Below are 21,994 nucleotides of genomic sequence, written 5' to 3'. Positions count from 1 at the left end.
CGCCGGCCGGCCGGAAGTTCAATCCCGGCGGCCCTGCACCCAGTGCTCGAGCATCTGCAGCGCCATCGCGCGATCGTCCTCGGAGGCCTTGGCGATCGCCCGGTTGTAGCTTTCCTTGATCCAGGCCTCATCCGGCGTCGCGCTGTCGCGCGCCAGCGTCAGCCACATCAGGCCGCGTGCCCGCTGCGGCGGCAGGCGGTCGCCGTTGAACAGCATCTGGCCGAGCAGCGCCTGCGCCTGATGCTGGCCCTTCTGGGCGGCAAGGCCGAGCCAGCGCGCGCCGTAGCGGAAGTCGTCCCGCGAGGCGTCCGGCGTCTTCAGGTAGAGCCGGGCAAGATCATACTGGGCGTCGGCATTGCCGAAATAGGACGCGGCATAGGAGAACATCTCCCGCGCCCGCTCGGTGTCCGCCTTCACCTTGGAATTGGGAATGCCGCTCAGATAGTAGCGGCCGAGCGCGACGAAGGCGTTGGCCACGATCGAGGCCTGCGGTGCCGACGGCGAATCCTCGGCATGCGCATTGGCGATCCGGCTGAAATATTCGAAGGCGCGCATGTCGTCCTGGATGACGCCGTCGCCCTCGGCGTACATCTTGCCGAGCTTCCACTGCGCGACGGGGTGACCACCCTCGGCCTGATACTGCAGCGTGCTGAACGACGAGGTCGGCGAGGTCGCCGCAGGCGCCACTGGAGTGGCGGCCCGTTTCAGCGCGCCCGCGGTCCCCGGCTGCGGGGAAACCACAGGAAGAACCGTATCTTGTGGGTTGACCGGTGCGCCGTCGAATCCGAATCCGGGGCCCGCCACCGGGATGGCCCCTAACGCAAACGCCAATATCGTACGCCTAAACGTCCGCATAACACTGTTTCTCGTACGCGCCACCCGGATGGGTGACTGCGCCATCCACCGCCGGCCCCACTTGCTCGGCGTACTTCCACAGCGCACCAGATGTATGGTTCGTCGCGCGAGGGGCCCATTTGGTCTTACGATTTGCGAGTTCGGCGTCGCTCAAATTTACGTTAAGGGTGCCGGCGACCGCATCGATCTCGATGATGTCGCCGTCTTGCAACAACCCGATCGGCCCGCCGACGGCCGCTTCAGGTCCAATATGTCCGATGCAGAAGCCACGGGTGGCGCCGGAGAACCGGCCATCGGTGATCAGGGCAATCTTGCCGCCCATCCCCTGCCCGGTCAGTGCCGCCGTGGTCGCCAGCATCTCCCGCATGCCGGGACCGCCCTTCGGCCCCTCATAGCGGATCACGATCACCTCGCCTTCCCTGTAGGTGCGCTTCTGCACCGCCTCGAAGGCGTCTTCCTCGCGGTCGAAGCACCGGGCCGGACCGGTAAACCTCAGGTTGGACATTCCCGCGACCTTCACGATCGCACCCTCCGGAGCGAGATTACCCTTTAGCCCAACAACGCCACCCGTCACGGTGATCGGATTGTCGGCGGGCCGCACCACATCCTGGTGCGGATTCCATTTCACGCTTTTGAGGTTTTCGGCGATCGTTCGGCCAGTGACGGTTAGGCAATTCCCGTGCAGGTGGCCATTGTCGAGCAGCGTCTTCATCAGCAGCGGAATGCCACCTACTTCAAACATGTCTTTGGCAACATAACGGCCGCCCGGCTTCAAATCCGCGACGTAAGGAGTCTTTTTGAAGATTTCGGCAACGTCGAACAAATTGAATTTAATGCCGCACTCATGGGCAATCGCCGGCAGGTGCAGCGCAGCATTGGTCGAACCACCTGAGGCTGCAACCACGGCCGCAGCATTTTCAAGGGCTTCGCGGGTGACGATGTCGCGGGGCCGGATGTTTTTCTCGATCAGCTCCATCACCTTCTCGCCGGCGGCGGCGCAGAAGGAGTCGCGGATCTCGTAGGGCGCCGGAGCCCCGGCGGAATACGGGAGCGCGAGGCCGATCGCCTCGGAGACGGTCGCCATGGTGTTGGCGGTGAACTGGGCGCCGCAGGCGCCGGCCGACGGGCACGCCACCCGCTCGATCTCGTCGAGGTCCTCGTCCGACATGGCGCCGACCGAGTGCTTGCCAACCGCCTCGAACATGTCCTGGACGGTGACCGGCTGGCCGCGGAAGTTGCCGGGCAGGATCGAGCCGCCATAGATGAAGATCGACGGAACGTTGAGGCGGACCATCGCCATCATCATGCCCGGCAGCGACTTGTCGCAGCCGGCGAGCCCGACCAGCGCGTCATAGGAGTGGCCGCGGACCGTCAGTTCGACCGAATCGGCGATGCATTCGCGCGACGGCAGCGACGAGCGCATGCCGTCATGGCCCATTGCGATGCCGTCGGTGACGGTGATGGTGCAGAACTCGCGCGGCGTGCCGCCGGCCGAGGCCACGCCCTTCTTCACCGCCTGCGCCTGGCGCATCAGCGAGATGTTGCAGGGAGCGGCTTCATTCCAACATGAAGCAACGCCGACAAAGGGTTGATGAATCTGGGCTGTCGTCAGCCCCATCGCGTAGAGATAGGACCGGTGCGGAGCGCGTTCGGGCCCTTCCGTCACGTGACGGCTGGGCAGCCTGCCCTTGATGTTCGTCTTGGCGTCCATCGCGACCCTGTTCCCGGCGCTCTTTCCTCCATCAACGCCGGAACCCGAAAAAATGTCCCGCCGTCGGAGCGCTGGCTATTCAGCTACGTGAATATCCTTTCATGTCGGGGTGTGGCTAAAAAGCGGCGCGACTACGGACCGGGTGCTTTTAAGGTTAAATGTTCAGGCACCGTTGCAACATCGCAACAATCGTGGCCGCCGGGCAACCATGTATTATCAGTCCTTATAGGGACCTGACGGGGACCCGACCACCTGCAATTTACCCGGCGGCCAGCTTCGGTGGCGACGGAGGTGACCAGCACTCCGTGCGATTCCTGCCGTGCTCCTTGGCCTGGTAGAGCGCCGCATCGGCAGCCTTCATTAGGGCATCGATCCCCGGCATGCTTGTGAGCGCCTCGGCAACGCCGATGCTCACCGTGAGTGATACCGGCCGATCATCCGCACCCACCGTCAGCGCTTCCGCCCTCTTGCGGATGCGTTCGGCAACGGTTCGGGCGCGCGACAATGTGGTCTCCGGCAGCAGGACGGCGAACTCCTCACCTCCAACGCGGCCGACGACGTCGGACTTGCGCTTGCCCCGAATGCATATCCCGGCAACAGCCTTGATGGCCTCGTCACCGACTGCATGTCCGAAGCGGTCATTGATGCTCTTGAAGTGATCGATATCGACCATCAGCACGGATACCGAACGATAGTAGCGCTGGAACCGGCTCCACTCCGCATCCAGCGTCGCCAGGAAGTGCCTGCGGTTGAACAATCCGGTGAGCGGATCGGTGGTCGCGAGCACCTCCAGCTGCCGTGCGTTGCGTACGAGATCGGTCACGTCGACGAAGGTCAGCATGCGACCGCCGTTTGCCATGGTCGAGCAATGGATCCTGATATGGCGGCCGTCCGGCGTCTGCACGTCGCGCTTGTGATCGCCTGCCTTGATCTCCGCAATCCGCTTCGCAGGAAAGGCCCTGATCTGCTCCGGGGTCGCGCCCGTCGGAGCGGCGCGGCGGTTGCGCGTGAGCAGTGTGATGTATGCCGGATGCCGCGCGACCTCCTCCTCGCTCACTTCCCAGAATTCCCGCATTCGCCGATTGAGGAAGATCGCATTGAGATCGCGGTCGAGCAGGACGACGCCGTCCTCCACAGTCTCGAGCGCGCCGGTCAGCACCTTCAGCTTGTCGGACGCGCGCACGATGTCGGTCACGGGCGTGTAGCTCACCATCCGGCCGCCGTCGGGCAGCGGCGTGCACTGACATCGAACCACGTCGCCATTGCTGCGCCTGAGATCGATCGGGCTCGGGTCCCCGACGTTCACGAGGCGGACGCGCTCGGCAACATAGGCTTCGAGTTGCGCGGCCGGCAGCTCGTAGGCCATCGTCTTGCAGCCGTGATGCATCAGGTCGGTGAAGCTGGGGTTGCGGTCGGCCACCTCGTCCGGAAGCCGCCACATGTTCCGAAACGCGCGGTTGATGAACTGGGCCTTCAGCTCCACGTCCAACAGCAGGATGCCGACGGGTATCTGATCGAGCGCCGCGCGCAGCGCCAGCATGTGCCCGCGCAGAATATCGCCGCTGCGCCGCTCCGGAATGGCGGCCGGCGCAGGAGCGGCAGGCGTGGGCGCCGCAGCGTTGGCCTGCTGCTCTTCAAAAGCCAGGCCGAGCTGGCGGTCCGATTGCCACAGCCGTTTGCATGGCTTCACCTGATTGCTGCCGACGAGCAACAGTTGAATGTGATCGGGAATGCCAACGACACTTTCGAGTTCCACGGTGGCGCCCGTCTCCGTGAGCTGGCGGACCGTGCAGTCGAAGGCCGACCGGCCGAAGTTGAAGACGATCTTTCCGGCCAGAAACGTTCGGCCGCGGGAAGCTGACACCTGTCCGGACATAGCGAGAATCCACCTGGAGCAATTGCGAGCCCCCTCACCTCAGCACGTTTGAGTCACCAAGCCATGAACGCTTTCCGGAGGGTTTATCGGAAGCCGAGCCGATGACGCCGGCTGTGTGCGCCGCAAAACGGGTTCCATTCGGTGGAAAGGACTCGCTCGTAGGGTGGAGCGAAGCGATACCCATCATTCGCGCCGCGGATACTGAATTGATGGGCTTCGCTGCGCGCTACCGATCCGATTACGGCTCCGCCGCATCGTCCTCATATCCGAGCGCTTCGATTTGCCTCCGGAATTCCTCGAAACGCTCATGCGCTTCCGCCTTCGCTGTTCGAGCTACGGCGGACAAGTCGCTCCCATCAATCGGTCAAAGTCACTGCCGGGAAGAATTTAGTTCTACCCTATAATTATGCTGTGTTAGACGCAGTCCGAGTAGTAGCGTCGCAACTCCCTCAGTAACAGTGTCAGGGAAACGCCCGCCATGTCTGCTCTCCAAGCAAAGCTGGAACGATTTGAGATCCTCGCCGACGAATGCGAGCTGATCGCTAGCAGGACGCTGGATGGGAGCAACCGCGAGCTATACCAGCGGCTGGGCGGGCACTATCGCGAGCTGGCGACCGATATGAGGGCCGTGATCGCGACGATCAATGCTCCTGCGGCGTAAGAAAAAGGGCCGCTCGAAACAACAAGCGGCCCAAGTCTAGGGAGGAAACGCCCTCAAGGAGGGCGGCGATAGCGCGAGGCGCTGTCGCACGCTACGCATATGGGTTGAGAGTCCAGCATCGGGAGCCCAGACTGCGCAAGCCAGAGGCGCGACTATGAGCCTTGAATCTGCGCTTCGCAGCGCATAACTCCGAACGCGACCGCCGACGATTGAGGCGGCTACGATCCCAAATCGCTCCAAGCATCCCACAATTTACGATTTGGCGAGCCGCGTGCGCTTCGCGTTGAGCGCGGACGCAACACGGCTGACCGGCGGACGGCCGAGCAAGCCGGCCATCTCGTTGGTCGCGGCCAGCAGTCTGTCCATATCGATCCCGGTCTTCACGCCCATGCCCTCGAGCATGTAGACGACGTCCTCGGTCGCAACGTTGCCGGTGGCGCCGGGGGCGTAGGGGCAACCGCCGAGCCCCCCGGCGGCGGCATCGATGACGCGAACACCCTCTTCCATGCCGGCATAGAGATTGGCCAGCGCCTGGCCGTAGGTGTCGTGGAAGTGCATCCCGAGGTTGCCGACCGGCAACTCAGAACCGACCGCACGCAGCATCTGTTTGGCCTTCAGCGGCGTGCCGACGCCGATGGTGTCGCCAAGCGAGATCTCGTAGCAGCCGAGATCCCACAGCGTCACCGCGAGGTCGGCGACCGCCTTCGGCTTGATCTCGCCGTCGAACGGACAGCCGAGCACGCAGGAGATATAGCCACGCACCTTGACGCCGTCGGCCTTGGCGCGCGCCAGCACCGGCTTGAAACGCTCGATCGATTCCGCGACCGAGCAATTGATATTGGCGCGCGAGAAGCCTTCGGAGGCCGCCGCGAACACCGAGACCACCGCGGCGCCGGCCGCGCGCGCGGCGTCATAGCCCTTCACGTTCGGCACCAGCACGTGGAATTCGGCGCCCTTGATGTGGCTGACGCCGCGCAGCACCTGGTCGGAGCTCGCCATCTGCGGGATCGCCTTCGGCGACACGAAGGCGCCGACCTCGACGGTATTGAGCCCGGCCGCCACCAGCGCCTCGACGAAGGCGATGCGCGCCTCGACGCTGACCGGCGTCTTCTCGTTCTGCAGGCCGTCGCGCGGCCCCATCTCGACGAGCTGGATCTGATCGCTCATGATGCGGCCGCAGGTTCGACTTCGGCAAGCTCGACGCCCTCGCCGACGATGTCGCCGACCTTGCATTTGAGCTTCTTCAGCAGCCCGGCATAGGGCGCGCGCAGGGTCTGCTCCATCTTCATCACTTCCAGGGTGAGGATCGGGGCGCCCTTCTCCAGTGTCGCGCCCTCCTCGGCCAGCAGCGCCACCACCGTGCCCGGCAAGGGCGCCACGATCTTGTCCTCGCCGACCTGCTCCTCGCTCTCGCCGCCGAACGGATCGACCCAGTGCAGGTCGAAGCGGCCGTTGCGGGTGCGCAAGTAAAGCTCGTGGCCCTCGATGACCGAGGCTATACGCGACTTGAGGCCGTTGAGCGTCAGGTCGAAGCCGTCATCGCCGGCTGACGAGATGGCGAAGACGAGTTCGCGCCCGCCGACGGAGAGCGTCGACGGTCCGTTGCCATAGTGCAGCGTGATGGTCTGGGCAGGCTCATGGCCCTGCCGGAACGAAAACACCCGCTGACGGCGGCCGACCGGCATCCAGCCGAAGGCCTGCCAGGGCGAGTTGGCCTCGCGTCGCGCCGCCTTCTGCTCGTCGTTGACGATCGCGGCCACCGCCGCGCAAAGCTCGAACTCGCCGGCCGTGCCCGTGCTAGATGTCAGGTTCTTCAGCTCGCGCTCGATGAAGCCGGTGTCGATCGCATTGGCTCGCGTATCCTTGTGCGTCACCAGCGCCGACAGGAACGGGATATTGGTGACGATGCCGCGGACATCGGTCTCCTGCAGTCCGCGATTGAGCTTGTCGATCGCGCCCTCGCGCGTCGGCGCCCAGGCGATCACCTTGGCGAGCATCGCGTCGTAGTACGGCGAGACGTTATCGCCGCTGCGATAGCCGGCATCGATGCGCAGGCCGTCGCCTTCCTGTGGCGTGCGCCAGGTCTTGATGCGGCCGACCGAGGGCATGAAGTTCTTCTGCGGGTTTTCCGCGTAAACGCGCGCCTCGATGGCATGCCCGTTCAGCTTGATCTCGTCCTGCTTCAGCGGCAGCGCCTCGCCGAAAGCGACGCGGAGCTGCCATTCAACGAGATCGACGCCGGTGATCAGCTCCGTGACGGGATGCTCGACCTGCAGGCGGGTGTTCATCTCGATGAAGAACACGTCCTTGCCGTCGGAGACGAACTCGATGGTGCCGGCGCCGATATAGTTGACCGCGCCGGCGGCCTTGCGGGCGGCCTCGCAAACCGTCTCGCGTTGCGCGGCGTTCAGCGTCGGCGACGGCGCCTCCTCGATCACCTTCTGGTGACGGCGCTGCAGCGTGCATTCGCGCTCCCACAGCGAGAGCAGATTGCCGTGGCTGTCGCCGATGATCTGCACCTCGATGTGGCGCGGGTTCTGCACGTATTTCTCGATCAGTATGCGGTCGTCGCCAAACGCCGCCTTGGCCTCGCGCTTGGCGCTGGTGATCGCGGCCGTGAGCTCAGCCGCCGAATTGACCACGCGCATGCCGCGCCCGCCGCCGCCGGCAGACGCCTTCACCAGCACCGGGAAGCCGATCCGGTTGGCGGCTTCCGCCAGCGTCGCCTCGTCCTGGGCCTCGCCGTGATAGCCCGGCACCAGCGGCACGCCGGCCTTCTCCATCAGCGCCTTCGAGCCGGACTTCGAGCCCATCGCCGTCATCATCTCGGCGGTCGGACCGACGAACACCAAACCTGCTTCAAGACAGGCCTGCGCGAACTCGGCATTTTCAGACAGGAAGCCGTAGCCAGGATGCACCGCCTCGGCGCCGGTCTCCTTGGCGGCCGCGATGACGCGCTCGATGTTGAGATAGCTGTCGCGGGCCCGGGCCGGCCCGAGCAGCACGGCCTCGTCGGCGAGCGCGACGTGCATCGCGTCGCGGTCGGCCTCGGAATAAACAGCGACGGTGCGCAGCTCCATCGCGCGCGCCGAGCGGATGACGCGGCAGGCGATCTCGCCGCGGTTGGCGATCAGAAGGGTGCGGAAACGCCGGGTGAGTTTTGAGCGGTCCATGGTCAGTTCCTGGGTCACATCCTGAACAGGCCGAACTTCGTCGGCTCGATCGGGGCGTTGGCTGCCGCCGACAGGCCGAGCCCGAGCACGAGGCGCGTATCAGCCGGATCGATCACGCCGTCATCCCACAGCCGCGCCGTCGCGTAATAGGGATTGCCCTGCTTCTCGTATTGCGCGCGGATCGGCTCGCGGAACTTGTCTTCCTCTTCCGCCGACCAGCTCTCGCCCTTGGCCTCGATGCCGTCGCGCCGCACCTGGCTCAGCACCATCGAGGCCTGCTCGCCGCCCATCACCGAGATGCGCCCGTTCGGCCACAGCCAGAGGAAGCGCGGGCTGTAGGCGCGGCCGCACATGCCGTAATTGCCGGCGCCGTAGGAGCCGCCGATCACGACGGTGAATTTCGGCACCCCGGCGGTGGCGACCGCCGTCACCAGCTTGGCGCCGTCGCGCGCGATGCCGCCGGCCTCGTACTTCTTGCCGACCATGAAGCCGGTGATGTTCTGCAGGAACACCAGCGGAATGCCGCGCTGGCAGCACAGCTCGATGAAATGCGCGCCCTTCAGCGAGCTCTCGCTGAACAGGATGCCGTTGTTGGCGATGATGCCGACCGGATAGCCAAAGATATGGGCGAAGCCGCAGATCAGCGTGGTGCCGTAGAGCTTCTTGAACTCGTCGAATTCGGAGCCGTCGACGATCCGCGCGATGATGTCGTGCACGTCGAACGGTTTTCTGCCGTCGGCGGAGACCACGCCATAGATCTCCTCGGCCGGAAACAGCGGCTCCTGCGCAGGGCGCATGTTGAGCTGTGCCTTCACCGGCTGCTTCAGCGTGCCGACGATGCGGCGCGCGATCCCGATCGCGTGGGCATCGTTCTGGGCGTAGTGATCGGTCACGCCGGACTGCCGGGAGTGGACATCGGCGCCGCCGAGTTCTTCGGCGGTGACGACCTCGCCGGTCGCGGCCTTCACCAGCGGCGGACCACCAAGGAAGATCGTGCCCTGGTTGCGTACGATGATGCTCTCGTCGGACATCGCCGGCACATAGGCGCCGCCCGCGGTGCAGGAGCCCATCACGATCGCGATCTGCGGGATGCCCTGCGACGACATCTGGGCCTGGTTGTAGAAGATGCGGCCGAAATGCCGTTCGTCGGGAAAGATCTCGTCCTGCAGCGGCAGGAAGGCGCCGCCGGAATCCACCATGTAGACGCAGGGCAGATTGTTCTGCCGCGCGATGTCCTGGGCGCGCAGATGCTTCTTCACCGTCATCGGGTAATAGGTGCCGCCCTTGATGGTGGCGTCGTTGGCGACGATGATGCATTCGCGGCCCGAGATGCGCCCGACGCCGGTGATCACGCTGGCCGAATGCACGTCACCGCCATAGAGCCCGTTGGCGGCGAGCGGCGACAGCTCGAGAAATGCGGTGCCGGGGTCGACCAGGAGATCGACGCGATCGCGCGCCAGCATCTTGCCGCGCGAGGTGTGCCGCTTGCGCGAGGTCTCGCCGCCGCCGCCGGCCACCTGGTTGAGCTTGCCGCGGAGCTCCGCGACCAGGCCGCGCATCACCTCGGCGTTGCGGGCAAATTCAGAAGATGTGGGATCGATCGTCGAATGAAGCGGCATCGGTGTTTGCACGTTTCGTTGGAGTATCGGTGGGGTTCAAGGTCAATCATCGTGCCGGGGTGAGCACAACTGCCACCACTGGTGCGGTGACAGCCCCTCACCCCGCCCCTCTCCCCGCAAGCGCGGGGCGAGGGAGAAGACATCAGGCTGTCTTGGCGAACAGTTCGCGGCCGATCAGCATGCGGCGGATCTCGCTGGTGCCGGCGCCGATCTCGTAGAGCTTTGCGTCGCGCAGCAAGCGGCCGGTGGGATAATCGTTGATGTAGCCGTTGCCGCCGAGCAGCTGGATCGCATCCAGCGCGCATTGGGTGGCCTTCTCCGCGGCATAGAGGATGGCGCCGGCGGCGTCCTCGCGCGTGGTCTCGCCGCGATCGCAGGCCTTCGCCACCGCGTAAACATAGGCGCGCGAGGCGTTCATCGTGGTGTACATGTCGGCGACCTTGCCCTGCACCAGCTGGAACGAGCCGATCGGCTCGCCGAACTGCTTACGCTCGTGCACGTAGGGCAGCACGACGTCCATGCAGGCCTGCATGATGCCGATCGGCCCGGCCGCCAGCACCGCGCGCTCATAGTCGAGACCACTCATCAGCACGTTGACGCCGCGGCCGACCTCGGAGAGCACGTTCTCCTCCGGCACCTCGCAATCCTCGAACACCAGTTCGCAGGTGTCGGAGCCGCGCATGCCGAGCTTGTCAAGCTTCTGCGCGGTGGAAAATCCCTTCATGCCCTTTTCGATGATGAACGCGGTGATGCCGCGCGGGCCGGCGTTCGGATCGGTCTTGGCGTAGACCACCAGCGTATCGGCGGCCGGGCCGTTGGTGATCCACATCTTGTTGCCATTGAGGACGAAGCGGTCGCCCTTCTTGTCGGCGCGCGTCTTCATCGAGACCACGTCCGAGCCCGCCTGCGGCTCCGACATCGCGAGCGAGCCGACATGCTCGCCCGAGATCAGCTTCGGCAGGTATTTGCGCTTCTGCGCCTCGTTGCCGTTGCGGCGGATCTGGTTGACGCAGAGGTTGGAATGCGCGCCGTAGGACAGGCCGACCGAGGCCGACGCCCGCGAGATCTCCTCGACCGCGATGCAGTGCTCGAGATAGCCGAGGCCCGAGCCGCCATACTCCTCCTCGACGGTGATGCCGTGCAGGCCGAGCGCGCCGATCCTGGGCCAGAGGTCGCGCGGAAACTGGTTGCTGCGGTCGATCTCGGCGGCGCGCGGCGCGATCTCGTTGGTCGAGAAATCATGCACCGTCTCGCGGATCGCATCTGCGGTCTCGCCAAGGTCGAAATTGAAGATTGCCGCCTGGTTCGAGGCCATGATCCCTCCCGTGAGATTCATCTTGCAATTAAACGATCATACGTTTTTTTCTTGGCTTCGCAAGCAATCGTGCTATGGTTTGCGCGCGAAATCCGCAGTTCATTGAATTCACTGGGATTTCATGCGATATACATACGGTCGTTCGCTTGTTTCCTGGTCTCCCTGGCAAGCCAACACCCTCCGAGGCCCCGATGGCACGCACGATCGGCTCACACGGCCCCACCACGCTGGAGGCGATCCGCAAGGCCGGCGTGCGCCTGATCTTCGAGCACGGCTACGAGGCCATGAGCCTGCGCCAGCTCGCCGCCGAGGTCGGCATCCAGGCGGGCTCACTCTACAACCATATCTCAACCAAGCAGGACCTGCTGTTCGATCTGGTCCAGGACCATATCAACGACTTGCTGCGCGAGCTTGACCTTGCGCTGGAGGGCAAGGCCGATCCGGTCGAGAAGCTGCGCGCCTTTGTCGCGTTCCACGTCACCTACCACATGACCCGCAAGCGCGAGGTCTTCATCGCCAATTCCGAGCTGCGCAGCCTCGATGCGAAGAACTACGACGCGGTGGTGGCGCTGCGCGGCGCCTATGAGCAGCGGCTGGCGCAGATCCTCACCGACGGGGTGGCGGACGGCGCGTTCGAGGTGGTCGACATCCAGGTCGCGACCTTCGCGATCCTGGCGCTGCTCACCGGGCTGTGCACCTGGTACCGCCCCGGCGGCCGGCTGACCCGCGACGCCATCATCGCGGCGCATGAGAAGCTGGTGCTGTCGGGCGTGGCGCCGCGGGCTGCGATCGGCCAGGCGAGCCACGGCAGCGACAGCCGGCGCGCCGCCGCGGCGGGCTCGTGACCGTGACCGAGCGCCCACAGCTCGATGACATCGATCTGCGGATCCTGTCCGAGTTGCAGCGGGACGGCCGGATCAGGATCAACGAGCTCGCCGAGCGGGTCGGCATCACTGCCCCGCCTTGCCTGCGCCGGGTTCGCGCCCTGCGCAGCCGCGGCGTGATCCAGGCGATCCGCGCCACGCTGGACGAGCGGCTGCTCGGCTATGAGGTGACGACCTTCGTGCTGATCCAGCTCGACAGCCAGACCCTGAGCGCGATCGAGGCGTTCGAGGCTGATGTGGCGGCCGTGCCGCGCTTCCTGCAATGCTGGCGGATCTCGGGCGATGCCGACTTCATGCTCCGATGCGTCGCGCCCAGCGTCGACGAGATGCGCCAGCAGCTGCTGCAATTCGCCGGCCTGCCCAATGTGCGTAAGATCAGAAGCTTTCCGGTGCTCGGCGTCTCCAAGGACGCGCCGCTGCCGATCCCGGGCGCCCTCGCCGCGCCCGCGGCGAGCTGATCGGGCGCTAGTCTGGACTTAGTGGGTCCAACCTTAGTGGGTCCAAGGCTCCCAGCGGCGGAACGCGAAATTGTCGGCATAGGCGATCTGGCGGTGCGCCGAATCCTTCGGCTCGATCACCTGGTAGGCGATGCCCTTGCGCTCGCAATAGGCGACCGCCTCTTCCTTGGTCTCGAACTGCAGCGTCAGCTGCTGCTTCATGTCGGTGGACGAGGTCCAGCCCATCAAAGGCTCCACGGAGCGCGGCTGCTCCGGCTCGTAGTCCAGTTGCCACTCTTTGGTCTTGGCACGTCCCGATTGCATCGCGTTTTTGGCGGGCTTAAAAATGCGTGCGGTCATGGATGGTCGGCCCCGTGGGATGTGCGACATGGAAGCGATTTGAAGGAAACCGCCGGGATAGTATAGAGACACCTATCAACGATCTGATCGGTGATTCCTCGATCTCGGAGGCAGCCTTCGCCGGACCGGTATAGTCATTCTACCGCGCTGTGACAATCTGGCCTCGGGAGGCTTCCCTTAGCAGTCCCCCGGTCCCGCGGCGCGATCTTCTCGACAAGCATCACCTCGAGGAAACGGCGCGCCATGGAAATCCACGCTACCCTGCCCGAAAAAGGACGTGACCTCCGGCTCGACCTGTTCCGCGGGGTCGCGAACTGGGCGATTTACCTCGATCACATCCCCGACAACGTCGTGAACTGGATCACGACGCGGAATTACGGCTTCAGCGACGCCGCGGACCTGTTCGTCTTCATCTCCGGCTACACCGCCTCCTTCGTCTATGCCCGCATGATGCTGGAGCGCGGCTTCATCGTCGGCGCCACCCGGCTGACCAAGCGGGTCTGGCAGCTCTATGTCGCCCACATCATCCTGTTCGTGATCTACATCGCCTCGATCAGCTATCTGGCGCTGCGCTTCGGCGATTCCGAGATCATCAACGAGTTCAACGTCGCCGGCCTCGTCGACAACGCCACCGAGACGCTGCGCCAGGGCCTGTTCCTGAAATTCAAGCCGGTCAATCTCGACGTGCTGCCGCTCTATATCGTGCTGATGGGCCTGTTCCCCCCGGTGCTGTGGTTCATGCTGCGGCGGCCGAACTGGACCATGGCGGCCTCGCTCGTGCTGTGGCTGGTGTCGCGCCACCAGGGCTGGAACCTGCCGGCCTACCCGGCCGGCAGCTGGTACTTCAATCCGTTCGCCTGGCAGGTGCTGTTCGTGTTCGGCTCATGGTGCGCGATGGGCGGCGCCCGCAACAACATGCGCATCATCAACTCGCGCTACACGCTGTGGTTTTGCATCGCCTATATGATCTTCGCGCTGATCATGACGATGGCCGGGCGCTTCCCGGACTTCGGCGCCATGTTCCCGGACTGGCTCTATTCGGCCTTCAACCCGAACGACAAGACCAACCTCGCGCCGTATCGCTTCCTGCACTTCGTGGTGATCACGGTGCTGGTGATCCGCTTCATCCCGAAGGACTGGGCGGCGCTGGAGTGGAAGGTGTTCGATCCCCTGATCGTCTGCGGCCAGCAGTCGCTGGCGGTGTTCTGCGTCGGCGTGTTCCTGTCCTTTGTCGGACATTTCGAGCTCTCGATGAGCTCGGGCTCGCTGTTCGCGCAGATCTTCGTCAGCATCTCCGGCATCGCGATCATGACGATCGTGGCCTATTACATCTCGTGGTCGAAGCGGCAGGACAAGCCGGTCAAGCCGCCGGCGGCAAAACCCACGGCGCCGGCGAAGGCGGCGTAAGTCCCTTATTTTTGAGCAAGGCCGCGCAAACGCTTCGCGTTTGTCGCGGGGAAAACCGCTTCGCACTTTTCCGGGCCATGCTCTAGAGCATTTTCGGTTCTGATTGAATCAGAACCGAAGCTCTAGATTCTTGCTTTGACGCGTTTTCTTCACGCGAACCGGTGCCCACTTCGCTCGAAAACGCTCTCTAGCCGCCGCGACTGGTGTCCTGCGTCGTCGAGGAGACGATGGTGGCGACGTCGCCGAACGTCGTCATCACGGGCGTGACGACCTTGTGCATGGCGGTCTTCGACACCAGCGTGTCATGCATCACGAGGTTGTCGATCCCGGTGGTGAGGAAGCAGCTTACCGCGTCCTGCGGCGTCTCGATGATCGGCTCGCCCTTGACGTTGAACGAGGTGTTGATCAGGACCGGCACGCCGGTCAGCGCCTCGAACTCCTTCAGCAGGCGATAGAGCATCGGGTTGGTCTCTTCCCGCACGCTCTGCACCCGCGCCGAACCGTCGACATGCACGATCGCCGGGATCTTGTCGCGCCATTCCGGCCGCACCGGCTTTGCGATCAGCATGTAGGGCGAGTCCTCCTCGCCTTCGAAGATCTCCTTCATGCGCTCGGCCAGCACGATCGGCGCGAACGGCCGGAATGCCTGGCGGTGCTTGACCCGGCTGTTGAGGATGTCCTTCATCTCGGCCTTGCGCGGATCGGCGATCAGGCTGCGGTTGCCGAGCGCGCGCGGACCGAACTCGGAACGGTCCTGAAACCAGCCGATCACGCGCTGGCCGGCGAGCAGCTTTGCGGTGTCGCGGCAGATATTGTCGCTGCGCTTCGCGTCGATCTGGATGCGCACCAGGAAGCTTTGCAGCGCGGCGGCCACCTCGGCCTCGCTGTAGCGCCGCCCGACATAGGCGTGGTCCATCACGAACGAGCGGCGCTGCTTGAGCACCTCGAGCCAGCCGTAATAGGCGCAACCGATGGCGATCCCGTCGTCGCCGGCGGCGGGCTGGATCCAGATGTTTTCGAAACCCGACTCGCGCGCGATGCGGCCGTTGGCCACGCAGTTCAGCGCGACGCCGCCGGCGATGCAGAGATTTTTCGCACCCGTGGTCTCGCGCAGCCAGCGCGCCCGCGCCAGCAGCACGTTCTCGGTGTCGTCCTGCACCCGCCAGGCGATGTCCTCCCAGTGCCGCATCGTCGGGCTTTTGTCCCAGCTGCCGCTGTCGAGCACGAAGGGCTGCTGGTTCTCGGCGCCCCAGAACGGCACGTGCAGCTTGCCGTCCTTCATCTCGAGCAGATGGCCGACCTGCTCATGGCGGCCATAGGGCGCCAGCCCCATCAACTCGCCGCACTTGTTCCAGTCGCCGAACACATAGGTCGAGACCCGGCTGTACAGCGCCCCCAGTCCCGGCATGTTGTAGAACTCGTCCGACAAGAGCCCGCGCGCCGGCTCCATGAAGACTTTCTTCAGGCATTCGAGCCTGGTGTCGTCGAACCTGTAGTAACTCTCGGACTCGCGGGCCAGCGGCGACGCCCCATCCTGCGGATAGGACTCCATCGCGTCGGCCTGATAATTGCCGACGCCGTCGACGATCATCACGACGCCGTCGTTGAAGGGCGACACCGCGAACGCGCTGTAGGCATGCGCGAGGTGATGCGAGATCGACACCACCTTGTCGGATTTGGAACGAAACAGCGGGTGCTTGATTGCTTCGTTGCGTTCGGCGATCGGCAGGAAGCCCGGCATATCCTGGTGGAGCATCCGCTCCTCCATCTCGGGCACCGGCAGAATGTAGCTGTTGCGCACCACGAGATCGACGTCGTCGAGGGTGATGCCCTCGGCCGACAGGCAGTAGTCGACGACTTCCTTGTAGAAGCCGGAGGCGTGCTTCTCGCGGGTGATGCGCTCCTTGGAGATCGCGTAGGCGATCGCGCCGTCACGCAGCAGGCAGGCGCTGACGTCATGGTCGTAGACGTTGAGACCAAGGACGTAAGTGTGTTGTTTCGGCATGGGCACTCTTTGGAAGGATACAGCAACGCTCAGAGAACAGGATAGTGTCGACTTCAAGTTCTCGCCGGCATTTTCCGAGGTTCTCAAACCTCTGCTTCTGCGATGCACAAATCAAATCGGCGCAACGCAAGATGAACAGAATGAACGGCGGATGAACGACAAGATGAGCGCAGCAACGACAGCATCCTCTGCAGGCGGGACTGTAACTTGACCTTACCTGTTGGTCTCAATAGAGTCGTTAAAGCTCGCAAGAACCTTAGTGAAAATATTGTCTTAGCATGCACGAACCGAATGCCGGTGTCGCGCGTCTAAGCGAGACAGCCAGCATCAGTTCAGATGTTTGGAAGTGGACTGGAGATCTTCAGAATGACTAAACGCTACAATATCCTGACTCGTTGCCTGGCAGCAGTCGCTTTGTTGTTCGTCTATGTCGCAAGCACCTCCGCCATCCTGGTCGGCGCCACTACGTCGTCTGCACAAGCGCAATGGCGCGGACGCGGCGGCTGGGGCTATCGCGGCGGCGGCTGGGGTCGCGGCCGCGGATGGGGTTATGGTCGCGGCTATGGATACGGACGCGGCTATGGCTACTACGGTGGTGGGCCCCGTTGCTGGTGGACCCCGCGTGGCGTTCGCGTTTGCCGGTGGTAATAACCGCCCGGTCGACACAAGCGATATTAAAGACATGAAATCAGGTGCGTCGGTCCCGACGCACCTGATTTGCTTTTTGGGGTTGGTTCACCTGCCGGGCTTGGCTCAGCTGCGGCACGCAAGAAAGAGCCCCGGAGACGCCGGGGCTCTAGTCACGGGAGAGAACGCTTCCGAAATCGGGACGCGAGGACGAGCCGGCGGCCCGATCACCCAATGCATCTACTGCGTGCATTAAAGCAGATTCGGCTGCCTCAGGCTGTAGCCGTGCCGCAACAACCCGCCGTAATGCACAGCCTGTCCACCGGTTCCCGAAGCTGGCCGATCACAACCCCGGCGCGCCTAGCCGTCGAGGATGGCGACCGCCCTCGTCCAGCCCGCCGACGCGCGCTCGATCTTCACCGGGAAGCACGACACCATGAACCCGGTCGACGGCAGCTGCTCGAGATTGTGCAGCTTCTCGATGTGGCAGTAACCGATGTGCCGCCCGGCCTTGTGGCCTTCCCAGATCAGGCTGGCGTCCCTGGTCTCGGCGTATCTCTTCGCGGTGAAGACGAACGGCGCGTCCCAGCTCCAGCCGTCGATGCCGGTCAGCCGCACGCCGCGCTCGAGCAGATACATCGTCGCCTCGTAGCCCATGCCGCAGCCCGAATTGACGTAGTCGGGCTGGCCATACTTCGCGCCCGCGCTGGTGTTGACGACGACGATCTCGAGCGGCGACAGCGTGTGGCCGATGCGCTTCAGCTCGGCTTCGACATCCTTGGCGGTCGCGACATAACCGTCAGCCAGATGGCGGAAGTCGAGCTTCACGCCCGGCTGGAAGCACCACTCCAGCGGCACCTCGTCGATGGTCCAGGATCGCTCGCCGCGGTTCATGGTCGGATGGAAATGCCAGGGCGCATCGAGATGCGTGCCGTTGTGGGTGGAGAGCGAGACCTGCTCGACGGCCCAGCCCTGTCCGTCGGGCAGGTCCTCCGCCTTCAGTCCATCGAAGAACTGCAGCATGCGCGGCAGCCCCTGCTGGTGATCGATATACTGGATGGTCGGATGGTTGCCGGGCGGATCGGCCGGAACGTCGTTCTGCAGGGGAACGGAGATATCGATCAGTCTGCGCGCCATGGTGCTTTTCTCGCGGATTGGTCTTGTCGGGCCGAACTACCCTGCCAGCGCGCGCGCGTTATCGGCAAGCCACATCCGCTCGAGATCGCGCAGCTCACGATGTCGTGGCTTGGACTGCGGCAAGGCGGCGCAACGTTGAACCTATCCCCCGCCGGCACGACCCATTGGCACTGGGGATTTCAGGGCCCAGTATTTCGACGGCGCCGTCTGGACGAGCATATTCCGTCCAGGCGGCGTTGTTGCCTCAGGCGAGACAATCCGGCCGAAGCTTGGTTACCCGTGCCGGAACGCTGTTCACGCACAGAGAGCCACGGAAACAATACGTGTGCTGATGTCGTGCGGATTGCTGGTGGTGTTGCCACGCCGATACAGAGATACCCCCGCAACGATGCTAACCAACCTGCATCTGAACCAAGACGGGGTTGCGTCGTGTCGGGATTTGATCACTGGAACGGTGCAAATAGAGCCTACTCGTCCGCCGAAGCGCCACATCTGCGCGATGAGCAGCAGCAGTTCGACCGCTATCACAAATTCGACGACCCCATCTCGCGACCGCCGGAGAGTGGCTCAAGAACCGTGATCCTAGATCGCTACAACCCGCCGGCTCGTTGATCTGGTCAGCGCCCGGGCGGCTGAAGTTGCGAGCAGTGGAGCGCGGGCGCTTCGGTCCCGCGCTTGCTATTTCAGGGTGCCAACTGACCGCGATTTGTGGACCAGGTCATGCGCGAATGCCGAGCACGCGCCGATCATGAACATCGCGTCCGCCTCATCTACCGACGGAGCGTCTCTGTTAAGTCTTTGATTGGGATGGTCGGGGCAGCTGGATTCGAACCAACGACCTGCAGTACCCAAAACTGCCGCGCTACCAGGCTGCGCTATACCCCGACATTTCCGAGAAGCCCCGTGGATACACGCTTCAGCCATTGCCAGCAAGGCACCGGTGCGGGACTTCGTGCGGCGAATCCGGCACCGGTTTCCGCCGGAAATCGCGTCAAAACCGGATGCTAACGGCCGCCGAACAGCGGATGGGCAACCCGGTCGCCGGGCTGAATGCCGTATTTCTGCGCGGTCCCGGCAATCACCTCGAGCACGCCCTTGGCGAGCCCGCGCGACGGAATGATCCGGGTCGAGAGCGGCTCGGTGTTTTCCGCGATCCGCAGGATGCGCCCGTCGGCGCGGATGAAGATCATGTCGAGCGAGATGTAGGTGTTCTTCATCCACATCGACACTTCCTGCTCCGGCGAGAAGTCGAACAGCATGCCTTTGCCGTCCGCGAGCTCCTTCCGGTACATCAGGCCGGTCTCCTTCTCCTGCTCTGTGGTTGCCATTTCGACCGAGAAGACGTGCACGCCCGATTTGGTGACGATCTCGAGCGGCTGGACGCTGGCGGCCTGCGCGGCCGGAGCCAGCAACGCACCGAACATGATCACGAGGCAGGCCATCAGCCACGAACGATGGCGTCCAACAATGCGAACGAAATTCATCGACAAATACTCACACCGGGGAAGATTTTCCGGCGGACCCTAACCCGACGATTGCGGCAAATGCCAGAGCCGAGACGGCTCGCCGGCGGCTCACGTTTCCGTCAGGGAGGATCAGACCCGGATCAGTGCGAGGACAGCGCCGACGGACCGGTCTCCGGGTGGATCTCGGCGGCCATCATGCCCTTGGAGCCGGGCCCAAACCGCACCAGCACGTACTGGCCGGGGCGCAGTTCGGTCATGCCGAAGCGGCGCAGCGTCTCCATATGCACGAAGATGTCGGGCGTGCCCTCGCCGCAAGTCACGAAGCCGAAGCCGCGCAGCCGGTTGAACCACTTGACCTGCGCGCGCTCGAGCCCGCTTGTTGCCGTCACCGTGACATGGGTGCGCGGCGGCAGCATCTGCGCCGGATGGATTGCCGTCGATTCGTCCATCGAGACGATGCGGAAAGCCTGGTAGCCCTTCGCGCGCTGCACGCATTCGACGACCAGCCGCGCGCCTTCATAGGCGGTCTGATAACCGTCGCGCCGCAGCACGGTCACGTGCAGCAGGATGTCGGGCCAGCCATTGTCGGGGACGATGAAGCCGTATCCCTTCGAGGCGTCGAACCATTTGATGACGCCGGAAACTTCGACGAGGTTGGCCGCTGCGTCGCCGAGGCCTGAGAAAGCATCCATCGCCGGATCGCGTGGCGCGCTTCCATACTCGCCTTGACCAATCCTGCTTTGCCCAACTCCGCCCATCGGCGGTCCGCCGAGCTTCTTGGACTCAAATCCGTCCGACCCCATGACCCCGGACCCCACACATCAAATGCAGATCGCCGTCGTTGCGGCGCACCCTGTACACGCTGCTCTCCATGACCAACTCACTCGGACTGATTTGGACGCGGCGCGAATCTCTCAACCAAAAGATAACACTCCCGCTTGCGGGGCATAGCTAAAAAACGATTCTTGCGGGAACTATGAACAGACTTGCAGAGCCGCGAATCAATCAGGCATCAATTGCCTACGAAAGGACCAAGCGTGTCGCCGATGTCGTGGCGGATCACCAGATCGGCGATGTCGTCCTGATCGGTCGGCTCGTTGTTGATGATCACGAGCCGCGCACCGCTCTCCTTCGCCATCATCGGAAAGCCCGCGGCAGGCCATACCACAAGCGATGATCCGATTGCCAGAAACAGGTCGCAGTGCCGGGAGAGTTCCGCCGCGCGGCGCATCGCATCCTCGGGCATCGATTGCCCGAACGAGATCGTCGCGGTCTTCACCGGATCGCCGCAGTCCGCGCAGTCGGGGGCGCTGCCCGTCTTGTCGAACTGCTGCTTCACCCACGACAGCTCGTAGTCCTTGCCGCAGCCGATGCAGCGGCCATAGGTCGTGTTACCGTGCAGCTCGATCACGTCGTCGGCCTTGAAGCCCGACGCCTGATGCAGATTGTCGATGTTTTGCGTGATGATGCCGGGAACCTTGCCGGCCCGGTAGAGCGACGCAAGCGCGCGATGCCCACGACCGGGGTTGGCCGCCGCAAACGTCTGTTCCATCGCAAAGCGGCGCCGCCATGACTCGTCGCGCGCGTCCTGGCTGGCGACGAACTCGTCGAATGGAATCGGTCGGTTGCGGGTCCACAGCCCGCCGGGCGAGCGGAAATCGGGAATGCCGCACTCGGTGGAGATGCCCGCCCCGGTGAAGGGCACGATGGACGACGCCTCCGCAATCATGTTGCCGAGCTGCTCGACGCCGCTGCGCAAGTCTTTTGCGATCACTAAAAACAATCCGGTTGGCCGCAGCGACTATAGCACGGCCCGACCGATTGCGAGCTCAACCGTTGCGCGAGCGATCGGCTGCGAGCGGCGTGTCTTGATCGATCGGCTTGCGATCAGCTGCGTCGGCGCCTCCGCTTGGTCGCTCTTCCAGCGCCTCAGCATCATCACATTCCTGCACTGGCTGCTCCGCATTGACGCCCAATTCGCCGACGCCAATGCGCCCGGGACAGGACCACGGCCAGGAGGATGGGCATGACCGATCAGGAAGACCGCGTCGCGCGCGAGCGCGAGGAGATCGTCGCACGCGTTGCCAGCTTCAGGGCGACGCAGCAGAAGTTCGAGCGCGATCGCCAGGAATATTACGACAACACGCTCGGCAATGCCTGGAGTGGATTTCAACGCAAGACCGCTTAACGCAAGACCGCTTGATGCCCTGCCAGGCGACCGCGTTCATGGTCCGGGCGCCATGAGGCGCAAGTGAGAAAGCCCCGAGCGGCGTGCTCCGGGCTTATGGCTATTGCCAGTGCCGCCGTGCGATGGTTGCCGCAAACGCAATTCCGGTTCCCTCGAGCGTTTTCCGTTCCGATCGGATCGCTCGAAAACGCGCCAGCCATACGATAGCGCAAAGCTACCATCGGTTAGCGCTGGAACAAAAATACAACCTCAGAGATTAGCTTGGCGGTGAAC

General features: G+C 63.9%; 19 protein-coding genes and 1 tRNA gene. 6 read left to right on the top strand and 14 right to left on the bottom strand.

From position 1 onward, the window contains the following. Positions 1–18 precede the first annotated feature (18 nt). From ACVMIH_RS05980 to ACVMIH_RS05970, 3 genes are all read right to left on the bottom strand, one after another. Entirely contained in the window at positions 19–855 is an 837-nt protein-coding gene (locus tag ACVMIH_RS05980) for a tetratricopeptide repeat protein (protein WP_026192730.1), read from the bottom strand. Further along, positions 842–2,566, bottom strand: a complete 1,725-nt coding sequence (gene ilvD / locus ACVMIH_RS05975; RefSeq protein WP_018271516.1) for a dihydroxy-acid dehydratase — start codon at positions 2,564–2,566, stop codon at positions 842–844. Before ilvD ends, ACVMIH_RS05980 begins: the two co-directional genes overlap by 14 nt. 259 nt (positions 2,567–2,825) lie before the next feature. Beyond that, on the bottom strand, positions 2,826–4,442 hold the full coding sequence (locus ACVMIH_RS05970) for a diguanylate cyclase (RefSeq protein WP_456860978.1): 1,617 nt from the start codon (positions 4,440–4,442) through the stop codon (positions 2,826–2,828). 478 nt (positions 4,443–4,920) lie between these two features. Here ACVMIH_RS05970 and ACVMIH_RS05965 point away from each other — a divergent pair, with 478 nt between their 5' ends. After that, entirely contained in the window at positions 4,921–5,103 is a 183-nt protein-coding gene (locus tag ACVMIH_RS05965; protein WP_016846867.1) for a hypothetical protein, read from the top strand. A gap of 252 nt (positions 5,104–5,355) precedes the next feature. Here ACVMIH_RS05965 and ACVMIH_RS05960 read toward each other — a convergent pair whose 3' ends face one another. The 4 genes from ACVMIH_RS05960 to ACVMIH_RS05945 form a co-directional block, all read right to left on the bottom strand. Next, complete coding sequence (locus ACVMIH_RS05960) at positions 5,356–6,270, bottom strand: hydroxymethylglutaryl-CoA lyase (protein WP_057018550.1); 915 nt, start codon at positions 6,268–6,270, stop codon at positions 5,356–5,358. Beyond that, entirely contained in the window at positions 6,267–8,276 is a 2,010-nt protein-coding gene (locus tag ACVMIH_RS05955; RefSeq protein WP_456860977.1) for an acetyl/propionyl/methylcrotonyl-CoA carboxylase subunit alpha, read from the bottom strand. Before ACVMIH_RS05955 ends, ACVMIH_RS05960 begins: the two co-directional genes overlap by 4 nt. A gap of 14 nt (positions 8,277–8,290) precedes the next feature. After that, positions 8,291–9,895: a carboxyl transferase domain-containing protein gene (locus ACVMIH_RS05950; RefSeq protein WP_456860975.1), complete on the bottom strand. Its 1,605-nt coding sequence runs from the start codon at positions 9,893–9,895 to the stop codon at positions 8,291–8,293. A gap of 142 nt (positions 9,896–10,037) precedes the next feature. Beyond that, positions 10,038–11,210: an isovaleryl-CoA dehydrogenase gene (locus ACVMIH_RS05945; protein WP_253590319.1), complete on the bottom strand. Its 1,173-nt coding sequence runs from the start codon at positions 11,208–11,210 to the stop codon at positions 10,038–10,040. Between the two features lie 191 nt (positions 11,211–11,401). On the opposite strand from ACVMIH_RS05945, the gene ACVMIH_RS05940 reads away from it, so the two are divergent. Then, positions 11,402–12,055, top strand: a complete 654-nt coding sequence (locus ACVMIH_RS05940; protein ID WP_456860973.1) for a TetR/AcrR family transcriptional regulator — start codon at positions 11,402–11,404, stop codon at positions 12,053–12,055. 2 nt (positions 12,056–12,057) lie between these two features. After that, entirely contained in the window at positions 12,058–12,552 is a 495-nt protein-coding gene (locus tag ACVMIH_RS05935; protein WP_057018554.1) for an Lrp/AsnC family transcriptional regulator, read from the top strand. A gap of 33 nt (positions 12,553–12,585) precedes the next feature. Here ACVMIH_RS05935 and ACVMIH_RS05930 read toward each other — a convergent pair whose 3' ends face one another. Next, a complete protein-coding gene (locus ACVMIH_RS05930; RefSeq protein ID WP_016846428.1) occupies positions 12,586–12,891 on the bottom strand; it encodes an ETC complex I subunit in 306 nt (101 codons plus the stop codon). Between the two features lie 243 nt (positions 12,892–13,134). On the opposite strand from ACVMIH_RS05930, the gene ACVMIH_RS05925 reads away from it, so the two are divergent. After that, entirely contained in the window at positions 13,135–14,298 is a 1,164-nt protein-coding gene (locus ACVMIH_RS05925) for an OpgC domain-containing protein (RefSeq protein WP_050384313.1), read from the top strand. Positions 14,299–14,485: 187 nt separating this feature from the next. Here ACVMIH_RS05925 and ACVMIH_RS05920 read toward each other — a convergent pair whose 3' ends face one another. Continuing rightward, complete coding sequence (locus ACVMIH_RS05920) at positions 14,486–16,303, bottom strand: carbamoyltransferase family protein (protein WP_057018555.1); 1,818 nt, start codon at positions 16,301–16,303, stop codon at positions 14,486–14,488. A 366-nt stretch (positions 16,304–16,669) separates the two neighbouring features. On the opposite strand from ACVMIH_RS05920, the gene ACVMIH_RS05915 reads away from it, so the two are divergent. Then, positions 16,670–16,951: a hypothetical protein gene (locus ACVMIH_RS05915; RefSeq protein ID WP_076828733.1), complete on the top strand. Its 282-nt coding sequence runs from the start codon at positions 16,670–16,672 to the stop codon at positions 16,949–16,951. A 339-nt stretch (positions 16,952–17,290) separates the two neighbouring features. On the opposite strand, the gene ACVMIH_RS05910 is transcribed toward ACVMIH_RS05915, so the two are convergent. The 5 genes from ACVMIH_RS05910 to ACVMIH_RS05890 form a co-directional block, all read right to left on the bottom strand. After that, positions 17,291–18,067 (bottom strand): cyclase family protein, encoded by a 777-nt coding sequence (locus tag ACVMIH_RS05910; protein WP_057018557.1) that lies wholly within the window; start codon positions 18,065–18,067, stop codon positions 17,291–17,293. An 808-nt stretch (positions 18,068–18,875) separates the two neighbouring features. After that, positions 18,876–18,952: transfer RNA gene (locus ACVMIH_RS05905), tRNA-Pro, on the bottom strand. 119 nt (positions 18,953–19,071) lie between these two features. Beyond that, positions 19,072–19,551 carry a DUF192 domain-containing protein gene (locus tag ACVMIH_RS05900; protein ID WP_057018558.1) on the bottom strand — a complete coding sequence of 160 codons (480 nt, stop codon included), beginning with the start codon at positions 19,549–19,551 and terminating at the stop codon, positions 19,072–19,074. A gap of 122 nt (positions 19,552–19,673) precedes the next feature. Then, positions 19,674–20,336, bottom strand: a complete 663-nt coding sequence (locus ACVMIH_RS05895) for a cold-shock protein (RefSeq protein ID WP_057018559.1) — start codon at positions 20,334–20,336, stop codon at positions 19,674–19,676. Between the two features lie 209 nt (positions 20,337–20,545). Next, positions 20,546–21,307, bottom strand: a complete 762-nt coding sequence (locus ACVMIH_RS05890; RefSeq protein ID WP_057018560.1) for an SIR2 family NAD-dependent protein deacylase — start codon at positions 21,305–21,307, stop codon at positions 20,546–20,548. Positions 21,308–21,559: 252 nt separating this feature from the next. Between ACVMIH_RS05890 and ACVMIH_RS05885 the strand changes: the two genes are divergently transcribed. Further along, on the top strand, positions 21,560–21,721 hold the full coding sequence (locus ACVMIH_RS05885; protein ID WP_162832435.1) for a hypothetical protein: 162 nt from the start codon (positions 21,560–21,562) through the stop codon (positions 21,719–21,721). The last annotated feature ends 273 nt before the right edge of the window (positions 21,722–21,994 follow it).

The sequence above is a fragment of the Bradyrhizobium sp. USDA 4503 genome (assembly GCF_054055815.1).
This window is presented reverse-complemented; position numbering and strand designations above follow the sequence as displayed.

Coding starts and splice junctions, on each gene's coding strand:
- ACVMIH_RS05980 (WP_026192730.1), bottom strand. CDS start 855: ATGCGGACGTTTAGGCGTACGATATTGGCGTTTGCGTTAGGGGCCATC.
- ilvD (WP_018271516.1), bottom strand. CDS start 2,566: ATGGACGCCAAGACGAACATCAAGGGCAGGCTGCCCAGCCGTCACGTG.
- ACVMIH_RS05970 (WP_456860978.1), bottom strand. CDS start 4,442: ATGTCCGGACAGGTGTCAGCTTCCCGCGGCCGAACGTTTCTGGCCGGA.
- ACVMIH_RS05965 (WP_016846867.1), top strand. CDS start 4,921: ATGTCTGCTCTCCAAGCAAAGCTGGAACGATTTGAGATCCTCGCCGAC.
- ACVMIH_RS05960 (WP_057018550.1), bottom strand. CDS start 6,270: ATGAGCGATCAGATCCAGCTCGTCGAGATGGGGCCGCGCGACGGCCTG.
- ACVMIH_RS05955 (WP_456860977.1), bottom strand. CDS start 8,276: ATGGACCGCTCAAAACTCACCCGGCGTTTCCGCACCCTTCTGATCGCC.
- ACVMIH_RS05950 (WP_456860975.1), bottom strand. CDS start 9,895: ATGCCGCTTCATTCGACGATCGATCCCACATCTTCTGAATTTGCCCGC.
- ACVMIH_RS05945 (WP_253590319.1), bottom strand. CDS start 11,210: ATGGCCTCGAACCAGGCGGCAATCTTCAATTTCGACCTTGGCGAGACC.
- ACVMIH_RS05940 (WP_456860973.1), top strand. CDS start 11,402: ATGGCACGCACGATCGGCTCACACGGCCCCACCACGCTGGAGGCGATC.
- ACVMIH_RS05930 (WP_016846428.1), bottom strand. CDS start 12,891: ATGACCGCACGCATTTTTAAGCCCGCCAAAAACGCGATGCAATCGGGA.
- ACVMIH_RS05925 (WP_050384313.1), top strand. CDS start 13,135: ATGGAAATCCACGCTACCCTGCCCGAAAAAGGACGTGACCTCCGGCTC.
- ACVMIH_RS05920 (WP_057018555.1), bottom strand. CDS start 16,303: ATGCCGAAACAACACACTTACGTCCTTGGTCTCAACGTCTACGACCAT.
- ACVMIH_RS05915 (WP_076828733.1), top strand. CDS start 16,670: ATGACTAAACGCTACAATATCCTGACTCGTTGCCTGGCAGCAGTCGCT.
- ACVMIH_RS05910 (WP_057018557.1), bottom strand. CDS start 18,067: ATGGCGCGCAGACTGATCGATATCTCCGTTCCCCTGCAGAACGACGTT.
- ACVMIH_RS05900 (WP_057018558.1), bottom strand. CDS start 19,551: ATGAATTTCGTTCGCATTGTTGGACGCCATCGTTCGTGGCTGATGGCC.
- ACVMIH_RS05895 (WP_057018559.1), bottom strand. CDS start 20,336: ATGGGGTCGGACGGATTTGAGTCCAAGAAGCTCGGCGGACCGCCGATG.
- ACVMIH_RS05885 (WP_162832435.1), top strand. CDS start 21,560: ATGACCGATCAGGAAGACCGCGTCGCGCGCGAGCGCGAGGAGATCGTC.